At 38.4% G+C, this 17,377-nt stretch carries 18 protein-coding genes; 9 read left to right on the forward strand and 9 right to left on the reverse strand.

The features are described 5' to 3' along the window. Window positions 1-259: 259 nt before the first annotated feature. On the reverse strand, window positions 260-1,132 hold the full coding sequence (locus P4L16_07565) for a hypothetical protein (protein MDR3624978.1): 873 nt from the start codon (window positions 1,130-1,132) through the stop codon (window positions 260-262). A gap of 178 nt (window positions 1,133-1,310) precedes the next feature. Between P4L16_07565 and P4L16_07570 the strand changes: the two genes are divergently transcribed. Both P4L16_07570 and P4L16_07575 read left to right on the forward strand, forming a co-directional pair. Beyond that, entirely contained in the window at window positions 1,311-1,568 is a 258-nt protein-coding gene (locus P4L16_07570; GenBank protein ID MDR3624979.1) for a type II toxin-antitoxin system HicA family toxin, read from the forward strand. After that, window positions 1,562-1,879, forward strand: coding sequence for a type II toxin-antitoxin system HicB family antitoxin (locus P4L16_07575; GenBank protein MDR3624980.1), 318 nt, complete (start codon window positions 1,562-1,564; stop codon window positions 1,877-1,879). The genes P4L16_07570 and P4L16_07575 overlap by 7 nt, the downstream gene beginning before the upstream one ends. A gap of 92 nt (window positions 1,880-1,971) precedes the next feature. Here P4L16_07575 and P4L16_07580 read toward each other — a convergent pair whose 3' ends face one another. After that, window positions 1,972-2,778 carry a hypothetical protein gene (locus P4L16_07580; GenBank protein ID MDR3624981.1) on the reverse strand — a complete coding sequence of 269 codons (807 nt, stop codon included), beginning with the start codon at window positions 2,776-2,778 and terminating at the stop codon, window positions 1,972-1,974. Between the two features lie 7 nt (window positions 2,779-2,785). Then, window positions 2,786-4,012 (reverse strand): hypothetical protein, encoded by a 1,227-nt coding sequence (locus P4L16_07585; protein ID MDR3624982.1) that lies wholly within the window; start codon window positions 4,010-4,012, stop codon window positions 2,786-2,788. 146 nt (window positions 4,013-4,158) lie between these two features. Here P4L16_07585 and P4L16_07590 point away from each other — a divergent pair, with 146 nt between their 5' ends. After that, window positions 4,159-5,364 (forward strand): aromatic amino acid transport family protein, encoded by a 1,206-nt coding sequence (locus P4L16_07590; GenBank protein MDR3624983.1) that lies wholly within the window; start codon window positions 4,159-4,161, stop codon window positions 5,362-5,364. 2 nt (window positions 5,365-5,366) lie between these two features. Here P4L16_07590 and P4L16_07595 read toward each other — a convergent pair whose 3' ends face one another. From P4L16_07595 to P4L16_07615, 5 genes are read right to left on the reverse strand one after another with little or no spacing between them, the layout of a single operon-like run. Next, window positions 5,367-6,293 carry a hypothetical protein gene (locus P4L16_07595; protein ID MDR3624984.1) on the reverse strand — a complete coding sequence of 309 codons (927 nt, stop codon included), beginning with the start codon at window positions 6,291-6,293 and terminating at the stop codon, window positions 5,367-5,369. A gap of 1 nt (window position 6,294) precedes the next feature. Beyond that, window positions 6,295-6,966 carry a dTMP kinase gene (gene tmk, locus P4L16_07600; protein MDR3624985.1) on the reverse strand — a complete coding sequence of 224 codons (672 nt, stop codon included), beginning with the start codon at window positions 6,964-6,966 and terminating at the stop codon, window positions 6,295-6,297. Then, on the reverse strand, window positions 6,956-9,511 hold the full coding sequence (gyrA, locus tag P4L16_07605) for a DNA topoisomerase (ATP-hydrolyzing) subunit A (protein MDR3624986.1): 2,556 nt from the start codon (window positions 9,509-9,511) through the stop codon (window positions 6,956-6,958). The genes tmk and gyrA overlap by 11 nt, the downstream gene beginning before the upstream one ends. Before the next feature lie 18 nt (window positions 9,512-9,529). Then, on the reverse strand, window positions 9,530-11,992 hold the full coding sequence (gene gyrB, locus P4L16_07610; GenBank protein ID MDR3624987.1) for a DNA topoisomerase (ATP-hydrolyzing) subunit B: 2,463 nt from the start codon (window positions 11,990-11,992) through the stop codon (window positions 9,530-9,532). Window positions 11,993-11,999: 7 nt separating this feature from the next. Further along, on the reverse strand, window positions 12,000-12,326 hold the full coding sequence (locus tag P4L16_07615; protein MDR3624988.1) for a DUF721 domain-containing protein: 327 nt from the start codon (window positions 12,324-12,326) through the stop codon (window positions 12,000-12,002). 209 nt (window positions 12,327-12,535) lie between these two features. Here P4L16_07615 and P4L16_07620 point away from each other — a divergent pair, with 209 nt between their 5' ends. The 6 genes from P4L16_07620 (at window position 12,536) to P4L16_07645 (ending at window position 17,076) form a co-directional block, all read left to right on the forward strand. Further along, window positions 12,536-13,987: a deoxyribodipyrimidine photo-lyase gene (locus P4L16_07620; GenBank protein MDR3624989.1), complete on the forward strand. Its 1,452-nt coding sequence runs from the start codon at window positions 12,536-12,538 to the stop codon at window positions 13,985-13,987. Then, entirely contained in the window at window positions 13,984-14,874 is an 891-nt protein-coding gene (locus P4L16_07625; protein MDR3624990.1) for a TIGR01777 family oxidoreductase, read from the forward strand. Before P4L16_07620 ends, P4L16_07625 begins: the two co-directional genes overlap by 4 nt. Before the next feature lie 142 nt (window positions 14,875-15,016). Continuing rightward, the gene (locus P4L16_07630) at window positions 15,017-15,493 is read left to right on the forward strand and encodes a hypothetical protein (protein ID MDR3624991.1); all 477 of its coding nucleotides are present in this window, start codon (window positions 15,017-15,019) and stop codon (window positions 15,491-15,493) included. A 131-nt stretch (window positions 15,494-15,624) separates the two neighbouring features. Next, entirely contained in the window at window positions 15,625-16,098 is a 474-nt protein-coding gene (locus P4L16_07635) for a hypothetical protein (GenBank protein MDR3624992.1), read from the forward strand. 125 nt (window positions 16,099-16,223) lie between these two features. Beyond that, window positions 16,224-16,448 carry a hypothetical protein gene (locus tag P4L16_07640; protein ID MDR3624993.1) on the forward strand — a complete coding sequence of 75 codons (225 nt, stop codon included), beginning with the start codon at window positions 16,224-16,226 and terminating at the stop codon, window positions 16,446-16,448. A 178-nt stretch (window positions 16,449-16,626) separates the two neighbouring features. Beyond that, window positions 16,627-17,076 carry a hypothetical protein gene (locus tag P4L16_07645; protein MDR3624994.1) on the forward strand — a complete coding sequence of 150 codons (450 nt, stop codon included), beginning with the start codon at window positions 16,627-16,629 and terminating at the stop codon, window positions 17,074-17,076. Between the two features lie 60 nt (window positions 17,077-17,136). Here P4L16_07645 and P4L16_07650 read toward each other — a convergent pair whose 3' ends face one another. Beyond that, complete coding sequence (locus P4L16_07650) at window positions 17,137-17,301, reverse strand: hypothetical protein (protein MDR3624995.1); 165 nt, start codon at window positions 17,299-17,301, stop codon at window positions 17,137-17,139. Window positions 17,302-17,377: the final 76 nt, after the last annotated feature.

A 17,377-nucleotide genomic window follows, 5' to 3' on the forward strand; every position in this document is an offset into this window, starting at 1 on the left:
ATGTAACGTACTCGTTGAAAACGCTATCACAAAATATACATAATAATTTTTTGCATTTTACGTTAACATGTCATTTCTATGAGAAGAATTTTCTTATAATTTCCTATTTTCTTTCGTAAAACATCCCGCTCCTAATTGCTGTCTTTTAGCCAAAAGCTACCCTGCCAGCCATTTTGGCTGATCCTGTCCATCCTGTTATTATTTATACACAAACAAGTTCAAGATAAGAGACTCTCTAGAACAAGCCTTTGCAAAGCACTCACCTCCACATGGCTGCAAGAGTCGCGTTAACCCTAGCGACGTTCTGTGCCGCTGTTATTTCAAGTTGCATCTTTTCTGCATTTGCCCTTGCAGCGGCATTTGCAGCTGCTACTGCTTGGTTTGCAGCTATTGCTTGCTTCCTTGTCTCTTCTACAGAAGCTTTCAAGCGTTCTTCTTCTTCTTTTCCTGCACGCGCCAATGATTTTGCTACTATGCTAGAACTATACGCTTTTTCTGATTTTTCTTGAGAAACCTCTGCCTGTTTTGTAGCCCTATCTGCCAATGCAGCCATCGTGCTTTGCTGTTCTTTAAGGGCATTGATTGATGCCTCAAATTGAGCTACAGACTCCTCTATCATCTCTTTTAATTTTTTTTCTGTAGGAGTTTTAAGCCATCTGTCATAAGCTCTCTTAGCAGAAGATTGCACCGTAGCAATTTCATCATCTGTTCTAGCACGCAACTGATTTATATAAGGCACTAAGCGAGTGTCTACATGTGACCTTATATGAACAAGATCTTCCTTACAATGCTCAAGCTCCTGCGACAACGCTATTTCTCTAGCACGTGCTACTGCTTTAAATTCTTCATGCTTGCTTTCAAGAATTGAATAGCGCCTCTTAAGGTCGCTATAGGCTTCTTGCCATTCTAAAATATGCTCTGTATCACTATCTTCAGCTTTTCCGATAAAAGCTTGAAGTGCTTGGACAGAAATTGCAACGGCGCTTATCTGCGTACTCAGCACACGTAAAGCCGTCTCTGCTACGACAGAATCTGTCTTACTTGCTTCAGCCTCTGAAACAAATCCTGTCTCAAGAGGCTTCTCTTCTAAATTCAAACGAGGAGAATAACTCACTACATCAACTGATGACATAAAAACCCTTTAAGTAATTAACTCATGTTACGCAAAAACTTTAAAATAGGCTCTTGCGTAACATGAGTTATTAACAATGCAGCATAATAAAGTAAAAATGCGATTAAAGTATACACAAACAAGATGCAGCAGCAAAAATATAGTTGACTTTGACCCCATATTTTGGCATCATTAGGCTATGAATAAAAAACATGAACGCACACTCGAATCCATATTTGCCGTGCCGATCCAGTCTAGTATCAAATGGAAAGACATAGAAGCTCTATTTGTTACTCTTGGAGCTGAAATTGAAGAAGGACGTGGCTCAAGAGTGCGAATATTATTAAATAATGAAGAAGCCGTATTTCACAGACCGCATCCTCATAAAGAAACAGACAAAGGAGCTGTCGTATCTGTACGAAGATTCTTGGAAAATACAGGAGTAAAGCCATGTTAAAGCATAAAGGATATACAGGATATGTCGTCTATGACGATGAAGCGCGTATTTTTCATGGAGAAGTAGTTGGTCTCAGGGCTGTAATCACTTTTCAAGGCACTACTGTAGAAGAAATTGAACATTCTTTTGAAGATTCAATTAACGATTACCTCGATTGGTGTAAAAAGAGAGGCAAAGAACCAGAAAAAGCACATTCTGGAAAGTTTAATTTAAGAATGCCCCCTGAATTATATATAAAAATTGCAGCTCAGGCCGCACAAGAAGGTTTAAGTATGAATTCATATATTTTAAAGCGGTTATACGTAGCTTAAAGTTTAAGAGATCCTCTAAAACAAGCCTTTGCACTGATGTCATAAATATACACAAACAAGTTCAAGAATTGGTTTGTGTATATATCCTTTATCTAACGAATAAAGCCTATTTCACGTTCCATTCTTTGCGTTGAAGCATTCATTTCGGCTTTCAAGCTCGCTAATGCTTTTTGTGCATCTTGAGCTTCTGCTTGCGCATCCTCTATAGAAGCTCTTGCACGAGAGCTTCCTTCATTACCTCCAAGAACTAAAGATTTAGCTTCCAAGGCAGCAGCAAGAGCCTTTGTTGCCTTCGCATAAGCTTTTGCCACTTCTTCTATAGCTCCATGTACTACGGTATTTATCGAAACTTGCTCTTTTCCAAGAACTGCAATTTTCTCATGGAGAGGATCCAAAGCAGCTCTTATAAGGGACCTTGCCTTCAATTCTGTACAAGCACTACGCTCAAAACGTTCAGCACAATTAATATCTGTTTCAATTTTTTTGAGTATAGCATTTATCCTATTCTGCTCACAATCCAAATCAGGTGCTAATTCTTGGTCTAGATAATCATTGAATTCTCTTGCTTCTTTGCGGCAAATAGCAACTTCTTGCATCAACCGATCATGTCCAATTTTGCTAATAGATTCATATGCATCAAACTCTTTTTCTAAAGCACCTGCTCGTACGTCAAGCCTCTTTCCACATTCTTTTAAGCTTGCAACTTTCTCTTCTCGAGCACTCATTAATTTTTCTGCAGTCTTTTGTAATTTTTGAACGGTATCTGCCAGCGACTCTCTTTGTGAGCGAAATAATTGCAACGCAACTAAAATAACACTATTTTCTTGCATTGCAGGTAAGAGTGCACTTTTCTCTTGTTCACGAGGAGTAATAGGAGGTGTACTTATTGGTGTTGTCATAGATACCTTATTTAGATACAAGTAGGTTAACAGAGACTCGAAGTGCTTCTACTTCTGAAGTAAGAGACGCATTACTTGCTTCCAAAGTACGCACCTTTCTCTCCTCTTGTAAATGTTTTTTATGTAATTCTGTAAAATCGCGATCAAGAGTTGCATGCTGCTGATCTGCGCTGGCAGCGCGCCTCTCTAGAATTAAATTGTTGGCTGCATGGGATTCTGTAACCGTGATAATTGTGTTATTCGTTGTAATAATATTTTGTTGCAACTGATTTTGCTCTATTTGCTTAGCTCTAAGAGTTGCTTGAAATTCTTTTATGCGCTCTTTTCCAATACGCTCAGCTTCTGCAAGATGCGCATCACCTATCTTCTTATCTTTTTTGCGAAGCTCTTCTTGCAGTGCTATATCTTTTTGTCTCTCTTCTTGCAGCGCTAAAAGATTTTGCTGACTAGATTGTTGCATTTCATCAAGTTTAGCTGTATGCTCAGCCTCTTTTTTTGCATTGTCTTCTCTAATTTTTTGCAGCTCTTCTTTAAGACTCTCTTCAAGGCCTAAAAGCACTTCTTCAAGCTCTTGTACTTCATCATCATGCTCCTTTTGGCTTCTTGTCAAAAGCTCATCCTTTTTGCGACTTTGTATGTTAAGAACACGCTGACCCTCATGAAGACGAGCTCTCTCAATAAAGCCTGAACACATCATTGCTTTTAAGTCCGGACATGCAGTTAATGCTTCCATATTTGCATGATTAAGTTGTGACTGAGTTGTTGTTTTTTTACTTAACGCAGAGGAAGTCTGTAATTTAGAGAGAATAGGCAAAGTCCACTTGAGGATCTCTTGTGCAAACAGATGAGGCAATGCTTCCTGCCATGGCCCCCCTTCAAGAGGATCTTCATTAAAAACTTTTTTAAACTCTTCAAAAGCCCAGTACTCCCATACATGTGCTCCAACCAGCACAGGTTCGATAAGAGGTGATCCATCCATGGGGTTAACTAAAATATCATGGAGTAAAAAATTTAAGCGCGAACGTGCAATGGCAGAGATTTTGTCATCTGCAGAATCTACCGCAAGTGATTCAATAATCCAGCTGCGAAGATCTTCAGAAAAAAGCTCATTCCACTCTGACTCTGGATACCTTTCAAGAATGCCTCTCAGAGATTCTTTTTCTGTATCGGCAAGAGAAAGCGAAAAAGTCATTGGCACAGAGGTTGTTGTTACAACTGTTGTAGAAGATGACATAAAAACCATTTAAGCAATTAATAGTAGGGCATGTTAAAGCAGAAATATGATTAAAGTAAACGCAATTTAACACGCAATTTAACTTGTGGATAATTTTCTATAAATGGTATGATTAAGCACTTTTTTTAATTATAATTGGAAAATCCATGCAAGTTCACTCTTCCTCTAATCCATATAAAAAAATAGTTAGCGGCTCTCTCTTAGTTGCTGGAACTGCCATAGGTGCAGGCATGCTTGGAATTCCTATGGTTACAGGTAATGCAGGCTTTATACCAGCAACACTCATCACAATTCTTGTATGGGCATTCATGCTTACAACTGGCTTACTTCTCTTAGAAGTTACACTAAAAATGAAGCCTGGATCTAATATCTTAAGTATCACCGAAAAATATTTTGGTAAGTCCGGCAAAATATTTGCAGGCATCATGTTTGTCTTTCTCTACTACTGCCTTATTGTAGCCTATATCGCAGGTGGCAGCCCTCTTATTGAAAGCTTACTTACTAACTTCAATATCCATGCTATCCCCACAAGCCTTTATTACATCTTTTTTACAGTCGTTATTGCAATTGTCGTTTACACAGGTGTCAAGTGGATTGATCGCATTAATATCGTTTTAAGTCTTGCTATGTTTACAGCTTACATATTGATGTTTGTTAGCGGTGCACACGCTATCTCCAATGATCGCCTACTAGATACAGCCCTCTTTGGAGAGATGTTTTTTGCTGTGCCCATTTTATTTGGCGCCTTTGGCTATCACAATGTTGTACCCTCACTTTGTGATTACTTAAGAAGAGATAAAAAGTCTCTGCAACTATCCCTTATCATAGGAACAACTCTTGCATTACTAATCTATCTTGTCTGGCAATACCTCGTCATAGGATCTATCGATGCAAAAGCTCTAACGCATGCTATGAAAAGCGGACAAACAACTATTTCTGCTCTACAGGAGGCCACTAATCGCCCTTCTCTCTATCTTTTTGGAAGATGGTTTGGCATGCTTGCACTTCTGACATCCCTTTTGGGTGTTAGCCTTTCTATGTGTGATTTCTTTGCCGATGGCTTCAGGCATATTTCTGTTCACCTCAACAGATTCTGGCTCTGCTGCATCACTTTTATACCTCCACTCGTTTTTACACTATTTAACCCAGCTGTTTTCACAAAAGCACTTGGCATTGCAGGAGGCATTGGAGAGTCTATACTCAACGGCCTTCTACCAGTTGCTCTCATCTGGGTAAGCAAATATATCCTTCAAAACCAAACAAAAGCACATAGCTTCCATAAGCTTTTACTCTGCTTTCTATTTATCCTAGGAATTGCAGTAATCGGCATAGAAATTTACAACCTATCCTAAATTTAAGCTGGGATGAGCTTTAGCAAGAGATTTTCGAAGACGAGCTGAAAGGAAGAAGACCTTTCCAGAGCAAGCTTTGCGCTTGCAATCTCTTTTTGTATAGAAACAAGCTCTGGAAGAAATTTCAAGCTTTTTAATACGCTCTCTAACACTTCCTTGTTAGGATAGATAAGGTACTTAGTATCTGCTTTAGTACTTAATAGATGTAGATCTCTGTACCATTCAAGAACTGTTTCTAAAAGCATTTCTTGCTCTAAAGATATTTGAAGAGACACATACCCCTCAACTTCCTTTTGATATACTTCTTGCTGTACAAGAGAAAATTCTTTCAAAAACTTAGATGAAGACAACCCTTCTTTATACTCTTTTTCTAGCAATTTCTTTTTTTGCTCTAGTGCATCACTTATTGCTTTAATGCTCTTAAGAAGTTCTACATAGCCTTGTCTTTTTGCTTTTGCAAGTATTTCTACTACCCTTTCTTTTAATGGAGAAACTTGAACACCTACCCTCTCTTTAAAATCAAAAATTTGACAGCGAGAAACAATTGTAGGTAACAAAGCTCTTGCTTCTAAGCTAATTAAAATAATCGTTGCATCCAATGCTGGTTCTTCTAATGTCTTTAAAAGGGCATTTGCACTTGCAGGAAGCATTCTATCCGCATCGTATAAAATAAAAACTTTGTTTTTAGATGTATAGGGAGGCAAATAGACCTCTTCAAGAAAGCTTTTTATAGATGCAATGGAATGAAGAGCAAGCTTTCCCTCTGGCTTATATATATGTAGATCAGGGTGAGCTATTTTATTTGTTTGTAGGATCTCTTTAGCAAAGAATAACGCGTATTCTTCAGCACTACTTTTTCCAATAAACAAAAGCGTCTTTGAAAAGTTTTTAGTTTCCAGCAAATTTTGTAAATACTCTTTGGCATCCATGTTATACAGCTAAAACTCTTTGTACAGCAGCAAGTGCATGATTATAAACCGTATGAAAACTCTCTTCTGCATTAATTACAACGATACGCTCTGGATTCTTCTTAGCAAGCAAAAGAAAAGCGTTTCTTACAGCTACATGAAATTCCATAGACTCATCTTCTATGCGATCAAGCATGCCCTTTGAGGCCTCTTTTTTTACTACATTGGAAGAGCGTTGTAGCCCCACTTTTGGATCGACATCAAAAAGCAGCGTACAATTTGGCTGCAAGGAACTCGAAGAAAAAAGGCAGAGATTTTCAACAACTTCTTGTGTCACTTCTGCTTTTTGCAAAGCTCCTCTTGCAAATGCTTGATAAGCAATTGTGGAATCGTGAAAGCGATCACAAAGCACAACCTTTCCCTTATCAAGTTCTGGAAGGATTAACTCCTCTACATGTTGAGCTCTTGCAGCTAAGAAGAGTAATAATTCCGCGCGCGTGCCAATAGCAATATCTTTATTTTTATGGAGCAAAAGAGCGCGTATTTTTTCTCCAAGCAAAGAGCCGCCAGGCTCTCTTGTCCTTACAACAGGAATACCCTCCTTTTGCAGTTGCTTATAGATGCGCTCCAAAATAGAAGACTTACCAGCACCGTCACACCCCTCAAAGGTGATAAACATTCCTTTATTCTTCATCTTCTTCTGGTATTTCAGGAAGGTTTTCTTCTATATCTACACTAACCTCTTCAAGGTTTTCTACTTCAGGTATCTCTGTAAATTCTATACTTGCAGAGTCATCATCTTGAGAGGCTTCTACTTTTTGTACTGCAAACAAAATGTCTTTTGCACCAAGATTTGCAAGTTTTACACCTTGTGTATTTCTTCCCATAACACGCAAGCTCTTCATGTTGATGCGTATCGTCTGACCCAGTTTAGACATCATCACAATGCCATCAGCATCGCTTACACTAATTGCACCAAGCACTTTACCATTGCGCTCGCTTGTGATAATAGAGCGAACACCTACACCGCCCCTCTTTGTATGACGAAAATCTTCTACCGACGATCTCTTTCCAAAGCCTTTTTCACAAACAACCAATATAGATTCAGTCCCCTTTACAACTTCGCATGCCACAATATAATCCTTTTCATCCTTGAGACGAACACCAATGACTCCCCTTGCAGTCCTTCCCATAGGGCGAATTTCCTCTTCATCAAAGCGTACAGCCATGCCATCATGAGTAAAGAGCATGATCTGCTCTTCTGGGTGAGCAATTCTTGCGGCAATGACTTCATCACCCTCATCAATGGTGATTGCATAGATGCCCTTACGACGAGGATTACTAAAAGCAGATATTTCTGTTTTCTTGATAATTCCCCTGCGAGTTGCCATCAAAATATACCCCTCTTCATCGAAGCTTTTGACGCATAAAATCTTTGCAATCTTCTCTTCTGGTTTAATGTCCTCAAGAAGGCTAATAATAGGCTTTCCTTTGGAGCGTCTACCAGTTTCTGGTATCTGCCATACTTTAATCCAATAACATCTTCCCAATGTCGTAAAAATCAACAGATGATTATGCATTGTTGCAACATAGAGATCCTTGAGCGCATCATCTTCTCGTTTGATATCAAAGCCTATGATGCCAGAGCCTCCTCTTCGCTGCTCTTTAAAAGTATCTATTGGCATTCTCTTAATATAATCATCCTGAGAAATTGTAATCATCACGGTTTCATCTGCGATTAGGTCTTCCATTTGGAATTCCCCTTCTGCAGGAATAATTTGCGTTAAGCGCTGCGACTTATGATGCTTTTGTATTTCAAGAAGCTCTTCCTTAATGATGCCACGTACAAGCTCTTCACTTGCAAGCACAGCCTTGTAATGGGCAATTTTTTGTAAAAGATCTTGATACTCATTGTTAATTTTGTCTTGCTCAAGACTTGTCAGCTGATAAAGACGCAATTCAAGAATTGCATTTGCTTGGCGCTCAGAAAAGGTAAATCTCTTAATTAGCTCTTGCTTTGCATCGTCTTTATTAGCGCTTGCTCGAATAAGATGAACAATAGAGTCTAAGTGCTGAACGGCTCTTAAAAACCCTTCTAATATATGTGCTCTTGCTTCTGCTTTATTGAGCTCAAAGCGTGTGCGCCTTCTAATTACTTCAATGCGGTGCACAATCCAAGCCACAATCATCTGCTTGATGTTCATTGTACGAGGAAGACCCTTATCGAGTGCAAGCATGTTGCAACCAAAAGTTACTTGAAGGTCTGTAAACTTATAGAGCTGGTTGATTGTAACGTCTGGAATTTCGTTGCGTTTCAGCTCAAAAACCACTCTCAGACCATCTTTATCTGATTCATCTCTTACATCAGAAATGCTTGTGATTTCTTTACTATTTACAAGATCAGCCACGCGCTCAACAAGACGCGCCTTATTCACAGCGTAGGGAAGCTCTGTTACGACAATGCGCTGCCTATCTCCTGCCTCTGTTTCTTCAACATGAAGAACTCCCCTCACAGTAAGTTTACCTCTACCTGTGTGGTAAGCTTCTTTAATTCCCCGATATCCGCAGATAACACCGCCTGTTGCAAAGTCAGGGCCTGGCATTACTTTCATGATCTCTTCTATAGAAACGTCTCTGTCATCTAATATAAGAAGCGTTGCATCAATAAGCTCCTTTAAATTATGCGAGGGGATATTTGTTGCCATTCCAACAGCAATACCAGAAGTTCCATTGCATAAAAGATTTGGAAATTTTGCTGGAAATACAACAGGCTCGTTCCTTGTCTCGTCATAGTTAGCAACTAAATCTACGGTATCTTTATCCAAATCTTCCATAAGCTGGATAGATGCATGTGTAAGCCTTGCTTCTGTATAACGCATTGCAGCTGCTTGGTCACCATCAATGGAACCAAAGTTTCCCTGGCCATCTACCAACCTGTAGCGCATACTCCACTCTTGCGCCATACGCACAAGCGTTGGATAGATGACACCCTCACCATGTGGATGGTAGTCTCCAGATGTGTCACCGCAGATCTTCGCACATTTTCTATGCTTTGCACCCGGAGTCAAATTCAAGTTATGCATCGCGTATAAAATACGGCGCTGAGAGGGCTTTAAACCATCACGCACATCGGGAAGCGCTCTTGAAATGATGACAGACAACGAATAGCGAAGATAGCTCTCTTTGACTTCATCTTCCACATTGCGATTAACAATGGTTTCATTTTTTGTATAGGACATGGAAAGCTCCTCAACCAATCAAATATCTAAGTTTTTAACAGAAAGTGCAAAATGCTCGATGAAAGCTCTTCTTGGAGGCACATCTTCTCCCATTAACATGGTAAACATGTGGTCTGCTGCCATAGCATCTGGAAGGGCAACGCGCAAAAGGGTGCGTTTTTCAGGATTCATGGTAGTCTCCCAAAGCTGATCCGCGTTCATTTCACCAAGACCCTTGTAGCGCTGAATCTCAATACCTTTTCTGCCATTGATGCGTACATAATCGATAATTTCTTTAAGAGTATAAACAATATGAGATGTTCCATGGTCATCAACAATATCAAAAGTCTTGCCATCTACTCTAAAGTAATTTGTAAAATCTAATCCAAGAGCCTTTAGTTTGCTATGAAGTGCTTCTAATTCATCTTCTTCATAAAGCTCCACACACATTACACTCTTAGGTGTAAAAATGCGCATGGCCTCTGTCACTTCCTCTTCTGGCATAGCAGCAAGTGTTTTTACATGCTCTTCTCTTCCAAGTTCTTCATTCTCTTTTGCAAAGTGTGTAACTTCATCTTTAAAGTACGCAAAAACAGGTCCTCGAAGTAAATTCACCTGAAATTGAGGTAACCTACCACTACTATTTTTAGCATCTAGAAACTCCTGGAAAGGAACACCTTTTTTCTCGATACGTAAGATGAAACTCTCTACTTCTAAAATAGTCTCCAAAATTGCTTTAAGCTCATCTTTTGTAAAAAGGATCATATCACTTTTCAAATGAATATCGCTAAGACCAAGTTCTAATAAATAGCCATCCATCTCTTTTTCGCTATTGATATAGCGACTAACCTTCTTGCGTGTTACTTTGTAAAGAGGAGGCTGAGCAATGTAAATAAAACCATTCTCTACTAATGCTGGCATATGCCTATAAAAGAATGTAAGTAGTAAGGTGCGAATATGAGATCCGTCTACGTCCGCATCCGTCATGATAATAATTTTGTGATAGCGAAGCTTTTCAAGAACAAAGTTACCAGAGCCAATCCCACAGCCAAGAGCTGCAATCATGCTACCTACCTCTGTGTTCTGCAGTACTTTTTCTAGACGAGCCTTTTCTACGTTGAGGATTTTACCGCGAATGGGTAAAATTGCTTGAAAGCGTCTATCTCTTCCTCCTTTAGCAGAACCACCCGCAGAGTCTCCCTCTACGATATAAATCTCACAAAGAGAAGGATCCTTTTCTGAGCAGTCTACAAGCTTTCCAGGAAGTCTTGCGCTATCTAGAGCCGATTTCCTAAGTGTTAACTCACGAGCCTTTTTTGCAGCTTCTCTTGCCTGCGCTGCAAGAAGTGATTTTTCAAAAATAGACTTTGCAATAACGGGATTTTCATTCAAAACAATTATTAGCTCTTCACCTACTATTTGCTGTGCAATAGAGCCTACATCGCTATTTCCAAGTTTTTGTTTTGTCTGCCCTTCAAACTGCGGATTGGCAACTTTCACAGAAATAACAGCTGTAAGGCCCTCTCTCATATCTTCGCCCGTAATCGAAATTTTATCCGATTTGAGCAAGTTATGGCTTTTAATATAAGTATTCAAAACACGTGTTAGAGCAGTTGAAAAGCCAGTTAAGTGTGATCCTCCATGACGAGTGGAAATATTGTTGACGTAAGTATAGATCATTTCGTTGTAACCATCATTCCATTGCATGGCTACTTCAAATTCGATAGGGCCATCATCACCCTCTCTTACACCTCTAAAATAAAGGGGATCTTTAAAAAGAGCACCTTTATTTTCATTAAGATAATTTACAAATGAGATAAGACCGCCCTCATAACAGAAAACAACGTCTTCTCTGAGTGCATCGCGCTCATCTCTAAAATAGATGCAAATACCACGATTTAAAAAAGCAAGCTCACGAAGACGCTTAGCAAGAAGGTCATAATCATATTCAACAGTGGAAAAAAGAGTATTGTCTGGCCAAAAAGTAACCTTTGTTCCCCTTTTAGGGGTATCACCTACAACAGAAAGCTGCTTAACAACATCACCACGTGAGAATTCCATTTCATAGATAGAGCCTTCCTTAAAGACTTGGACCACAAACCTTGAAGAGAGTGCATTAACACAAGACACACCCACCCCATGCAGACCTCCAGAGACCTTATACGTTTCCTTGTCAAATTTTCCACCTGCGTGCAGTACCGTCATAACAACTTCAAGTGCAGAAACGTCCCTTTTCTTTTTAGCCGATTCAGAAGGGTGTAATTGTATAGGAATACCTCTCCCATTATCTTCAACGCTCACAGAATGATCTTTATGTAATACCACATGAATTTCACTACAATGCCCCGCAAGTGCTTCGTCGATAGAATTGTCAACGACTTCATAAACTAGTTGATGCAACCCATTTATATTAGTATCCCCAATATACATACCAGGGCGCTCTCGAACTGCCTGTAACCCCTCAAGAACGGTGATCGAACTTGCATTATACTCTTTAATCATCGTTTACCTAGCCTATTCGAAAAAATATATTTTTTATGTTTGTTTTAGGAAATTTATCCCGCAAAGCTTTTAATAACTTTGGCTTGTCATGCTGCGAGAGAACACTGTACAAAGTAGAATTTTTAACTACTACATGCAATACGCCTTCTTGAAAAGAAACGGCTCTTGTCATTGCTGAAAGCTTATCTCCAATAATTGTAGGCCATGCTGTAATGATCATGTCTCCTCTATCTCCAAAGCTCGTTCCAAGCTTTTCTAAAATAGATGGCAACAACTCTTTTATGGTCTTAGAAGTAGGTTTAGAGCCATCATAGTTTCTTGGAACTCTTGACATAAGCGGTTTTATTTTTTCCTTATTTTAAAGGACCGGAGTATAGGTCATTTTCGCCCAAAACTTCAACAGACTTCTTTCAAAAAGAAATTTCAAAAGATATCTATTATCAATAGATTTCAGCTTCAATCAATGATCGAATAAACAAAAATTTCATAACGACAAAAAAAATATTTTGAATTAAATTAATAAATTAATATAGATTTATGTTTATGAATTTACAACCAACTATTCTACTATTTCACAAAGATTTGCGCTTAACAGATAACCTTACGCTACAAGCTGCCCTGAATAAAGAAGAGCCCATTATTCCTCTCTATATTCATAGTACTGAAAAAGAAAAGTACCCAGCAGGAAGCGCAAGTAAATGGTGGTTGCATCAATCTTTATATCAACTAGATGCAAAGCTAAAACAGCTAGGATCCAGACTTATTTTACGAAAAGGCGATCCTTTCGAGATTCTTTCTGAAATCATCTCTCAAACTCATGCAAAAAATATCTATTGGTCACAAGGCTTTGAGCCTTGCGAAATAGCAAAAGAAAAAAAACTCAAAGAAAAACTTTCCACTCTCGATGTAAATGTTAAAACATTTAATTCTACTCTTCTCTTTGAACCCGGGCGCTTTAAAACTAAACAAGGAAAACCCTTTCAAATCTTTGCTTTTTTCTGGAAAGCTCTTCTTCAAACAAAAGAGTGCAATCCCCCACTTGCAGCTCCAAAACAACTTCCAAGAGTTCCAACAACAATTTTGAGCGATTCTCTTGACTCCTTTAATTTAGAGCCTTCTATTGACTGGACAAGAGGATTAAAAACGATGTGGCAACCAGGAGAAGAGGGTGGTTTAATTCGCCTTTCTCACTTCATTGAAAACTACTTAGAAAAATATGAAAAAACAAGAGATAGGCCCGACCTAGAGGGCGTCTCACACCTCTCTGCCTATCTACACTTTGGAGAAATAAGCCCCAGACTCGTCTGGCATGAAGTTAGAAAATGGATGGCTACACAAGAAAGTGCTGAAGCTCTTTCAAGCGCAGAAACCTTCTTAAAAGAACTTGCCTGGAGAGAATTTGCCTATCATCTTCTTTATCACTTTCCACACACCATAGAGTCTCCCCTCGATCCCGCTTTTAATCATTTTCCCTGGCATGATAATGCCTCCTTTTTTGATGCATGGACTTCTGGAACAACAGGATATCCCATTATTGATGCAGGCATGAGAGAGTTGTGGGTAACTGGTTGGATGCATAATCGCGTACGCATGATTGTAGCTTCATTTCTTGTGAAAGATTTGCTTATTCCTTGGCAAAAAGGATCTGCTTGGTTTTGGGATACACTCGTTGATGCAGACCTTGCAAATAACAGCATGAATTGGCAGTGGGTTGCAGGATGCGGCGCAGATGCGGCTCCTTACTTTCGTATTTTTAATCCAGTTGTCCAAGGAGAAAAGTTTGATCCTGACGGTACATATATTCGTAGATGGATTCCAGAGCTTGCCAAATTGGATAACCACTATATCCACAAGCCGTGGAAGGCACCAGAAATCGAGCTAAAACTTGCCGATATCGTACTTGGCATCAACTATCCACTCCCCATTGTCGAACATGATAAGGCAAGAATTCAAGCCTTAAAAGCCTTTGAAAAAATAAAATCCTCAGTCGCATGAAAATTCTAGTTACCGGAAGTACAGGCCTTGTTGGCTCAAACCTCATATTCTATCTTACATCAAATGGGCACAACATACTTACACTAAGTAGAGACAAGCAAGCACCCCTTTATTGGGATATTGAAAAGAAAATCATTCCAAAAGAGAGTTTAGAGGATTTAGACGCAGTTATCCACTTGTCTGGAGAAAATATTGTAAAAAAACGCTGGACGCCTCTATTTAAAGAGAAACTTTGGAAAAGTAGAGTTGGCTCAACAGATTTTCTTGTCTCGACACTTCTCTCTTTAAAAAATCCACCTCGCACCTTTATTTCAGCTTCTGCAATTGGTATTTATGGGGATAGAGAGAATGAACAACTTTTTGAATACTCTAATCCAGGAACCGGATTTCTTGCAGACCTCTGCTCTGCCTGGGAAAATGCTAGTAAACCTCTGCAACAAAGAAATATACGTGTTATCCACATGCGCTTTGGCGCCATCTTAAGTGAATTGGGAGGTATGCTACATAAAATGCTTCCTCTATATAAACTAGGACTTGGAAGTGTTATTGGAAATGGCAAGCAATACATGAGCTGGATTGCGCTAGAAGATGTTATTTGCTCTATAGAGCATGTACTGCTCAACTCATCTCTTAGTGGCCCTGTTAACTGCACATCTCCTTTTTCTATTACTAACTATGATTTTACAAAAACGCTGGGCTTTATATTAAAGCGACCCACTTTTCTAAAAATGCCAGGCTTTATAGCACGCATTCTTTTTGGAGAGATGGCAAAAGCTCTTTTTCTTAGTAGCGTGAATGCTTATCCTAAAATTCTTATAGAAAATCACTACTCTTTTCGCCATCCTATTCTTAAAGATTTTTTAAAACAAAAGTTAAGTCGCGATTAAATTATTTTCTAATATAGACATAAAAACTAACGCACTATATAATTTTGTCTTTAATTAATCTTAATAATTCATGTTACGCAAGAGTCTATTTTAAGGTTTTTGCGTAACATAAGTTAATAATTATAACCAATAAGGATTTTCCATGGATATCTCCGACCTAGTTTCAAATTTTTGGTCTGAAATCACTACCGATTACAATGCTATTGCAGAAAAGAAATGCAAATCTGATACTGAATACTATCGAAGACTTACAGACATAGCCCTTCGTGTGCTTGGGGGAGGCGTTATGCTCTTCTCTGTCTACTCATTTACAGCAGCTATTCTTGCTGGCAGTGCATCCATACTCGGAGTTGCAGCACTTGCTCTTCTTTTTACAACAGGGCATGATTTAGCCAGTATAGCACACAATGACCATGAAGCTCTACAAACAACAAAAAAACCTCCTGAAGACCAAAATGTTATCACCTTCGTAAAAGATGTACGCAACTCTGTTAGCATATCTAATTGGAATAAAACAGAAGATGGCACCCCATGGATTTTACGAGATACATGGCTTGCTAGTACAGCATGCAATTTCATTCACAATAATTCAGCTGCAGCACCTAATTTAAAAAATTAAGCATACGCAAACAAGTTCAAGAATTGGTTTGTGTATAAATAAAAAACAATATTTTTATTGCATTTATAATTATAAATATTATACAATTTTGCATAACTGTAATGTTTTTTAATAAATAATAGGAGATAATCATGAATGTAATTAGAGATTTCTGTGAAAGAAATGAATTTATCAACAGAACTGCAGAAGATATAAAATATATTTATAACAATGCAAGCGGAATAACAACCTTTTGGAGAAGTAAAAACCCGCAAGTTCAATACCAACACGATCTTAAACTTCAAAACATCGCTCTTCGTGTACTTGGCACACTCTTTATGCTTGCTACTACCTGGAGCGCATTTACAGCAGTAAGTTTGATTATAGCACCACTTGCTCCAGGTGGCATTCCCTTATTAGCATATAGCATTCTTGGTTTTATCTTAGGCCATGATATGGTAGTTGCTGGAATGAATAGCAGTAGAGAATTGATTACAGACACAAATAAAGTAATTCAACAAGCACCAATAATGCTTGCAGAAGTAAAAACTAAAATTCATGATTTCATGCAAAACAACTCATCTATTTTAGGTGGGACGTGGCTTGCTAAAGCATTTGGTGTCTAAACTCATACACCTCAAAAAATAATGACCAGCGAGGGAGAAGATTTTCTCCCTCGCTTTTTTTCTAGCTACTACACTTGCAACAGCTATTTTTGCTACAATTGCATGAGCAAGTATCAGGAGCACATGTGCAAACACCCGTTTCTGCGCATCCACACGTACAAGCACACTGTTTATTACAACTAGGTACCTGGTTGCAAGGACAATTACAAACACCTGTTTCCATACAACCACAAATACATCCAACAGGACATTTACTACATCCTGTACATTTTGTATCATCTGCTTGCAAAAATGTGAAAGCAAAGAGAGAGACACTGAGTAAAGCTAATAATTTCATAAAACCTCATTAATTAAAATTGGGATACGTAAGGTGCCATAGACTGTAATAAAATTGAGTTAGCTGAGCAAGAAAAATCTTTCTATTACCTTAATTTGCATAAAAATAATTATTTTTATGTTGATACTTATTGTTTTAATAACGTATAATGGCATATTAAAACTTTTAATTTAGATAAAAGGAAGTAATGTATGCAAACTATCTATGAATTTTACAATGGAATGACAAACGATGCAAAAAGCATTTGGGAAAATGCAAATGGAGCAACTTTTTGGAGAAGCAAGAACTCAGAAGCTCAAAGCGAACAATACCAAAAGATCCTGGACATTGGTACTCGCATACTAAAAGGAGCTCTTGTAGTTGTTTCTGTCCATTCAGCGCTCTCAGCATTGGGCTTGACTATAACATTTTCTTTGGGAGGTATTACTTTATTGGCTCTTACTACTCTTGGTTGTATAGCCATTTATGATGCAATAACTCTGGATAAACCAGCAGACAATGATACCCCTACCCTATTTCAGCGTACAGTACATGTGATCGCAAAAATTGATGAAGGAGCAGACTTACTTGATCGTATGACAAAAACATTTGCAAGAATCAAAATGATCATGGAACTTTTACTAAAATTATCAGGAAAGTAAGATTTCGCATATATACCGAAAACAAGTTCAAATTAAATTCTTGAACTTGTTTGTGTATATTTATGCGTCTGAAACAAGCACTCCATTATTCCACTCGCCTTGATTATTCCAGCCCCAGGTCTTGCCCCCATCTGTATTTTTTAAATCCTTCTGCTTCAAAGATTTTGCACCTTTTTTAGAGGCTTTTATATTAAGCGCTTTTTTATTCTTTTCTGCTTTTACCATACATTCTCCTAATTCTTGCGTTAATACTAACATTACCAAAAAAAGGAATAATCTATTAAAAAAATATTGATAGAAA

Source organism: Chlamydiales bacterium (assembly GCA_031292375.1).
GTDB lineage: Bacteria > Chlamydiota > Chlamydiia > Chlamydiales > VFKH01 > JARLHF01.

Bases quoted from the DNA above. Each gene is read 5' to 3' on its own strand.
- P4L16_07565 (MDR3624978.1), bottom strand. From the start codon at position 1,132: ATGTCATCAGTTGATGTAGTGAGTTATTCTCCTCGTTTGAATTTAGAA.
- P4L16_07570 (MDR3624979.1), top strand. From the start codon at position 1,311: ATGAATAAAAAACATGAACGCACACTCGAATCCATATTTGCCGTGCCG.
- P4L16_07575 (MDR3624980.1), top strand. From the start codon at position 1,562: ATGTTAAAGCATAAAGGATATACAGGATATGTCGTCTATGACGATGAA.
- P4L16_07580 (MDR3624981.1), bottom strand. From the start codon at position 2,778: ATGACAACACCAATAAGTACACCTCCTATTACTCCTCGTGAACAAGAG.
- P4L16_07585 (MDR3624982.1), bottom strand. From the start codon at position 4,012: ATGTCATCTTCTACAACAGTTGTAACAACAACCTCTGTGCCAATGACT.
- P4L16_07590 (MDR3624983.1), top strand. From the start codon at position 4,159: ATGCAAGTTCACTCTTCCTCTAATCCATATAAAAAAATAGTTAGCGGC.
- P4L16_07595 (MDR3624984.1), bottom strand. From the start codon at position 6,293: ATGGATGCCAAAGAGTATTTACAAAATTTGCTGGAAACTAAAAACTTT.
- tmk (MDR3624985.1), bottom strand. From the start codon at position 6,966: ATGAAGAATAAAGGAATGTTTATCACCTTTGAGGGGTGTGACGGTGCT.
- gyrA (MDR3624986.1), bottom strand. From the start codon at position 9,511: ATGTCCTATACAAAAAATGAAACCATTGTTAATCGCAATGTGGAAGAT.
- gyrB (MDR3624987.1), bottom strand. From the start codon at position 11,992: ATGATTAAAGAGTATAATGCAAGTTCGATCACCGTTCTTGAGGGGTTA.
- P4L16_07615 (MDR3624988.1), bottom strand. From the start codon at position 12,326: ATGTCAAGAGTTCCAAGAAACTATGATGGCTCTAAACCTACTTCTAAG.
- P4L16_07620 (MDR3624989.1), top strand. From the start codon at position 12,536: ATGAATTTACAACCAACTATTCTACTATTTCACAAAGATTTGCGCTTA.
- P4L16_07625 (MDR3624990.1), top strand. From the start codon at position 13,984: ATGAAAATTCTAGTTACCGGAAGTACAGGCCTTGTTGGCTCAAACCTC.
- P4L16_07630 (MDR3624991.1), top strand. From the start codon at position 15,017: ATGGATATCTCCGACCTAGTTTCAAATTTTTGGTCTGAAATCACTACC.
- P4L16_07635 (MDR3624992.1), top strand. From the start codon at position 15,625: ATGAATGTAATTAGAGATTTCTGTGAAAGAAATGAATTTATCAACAGA.
- P4L16_07645 (MDR3624994.1), top strand. From the start codon at position 16,627: ATGCAAACTATCTATGAATTTTACAATGGAATGACAAACGATGCAAAA.
- P4L16_07650 (MDR3624995.1), bottom strand. From the start codon at position 17,301: ATGGTAAAAGCAGAAAAGAATAAAAAAGCGCTTAATATAAAAGCCTCT.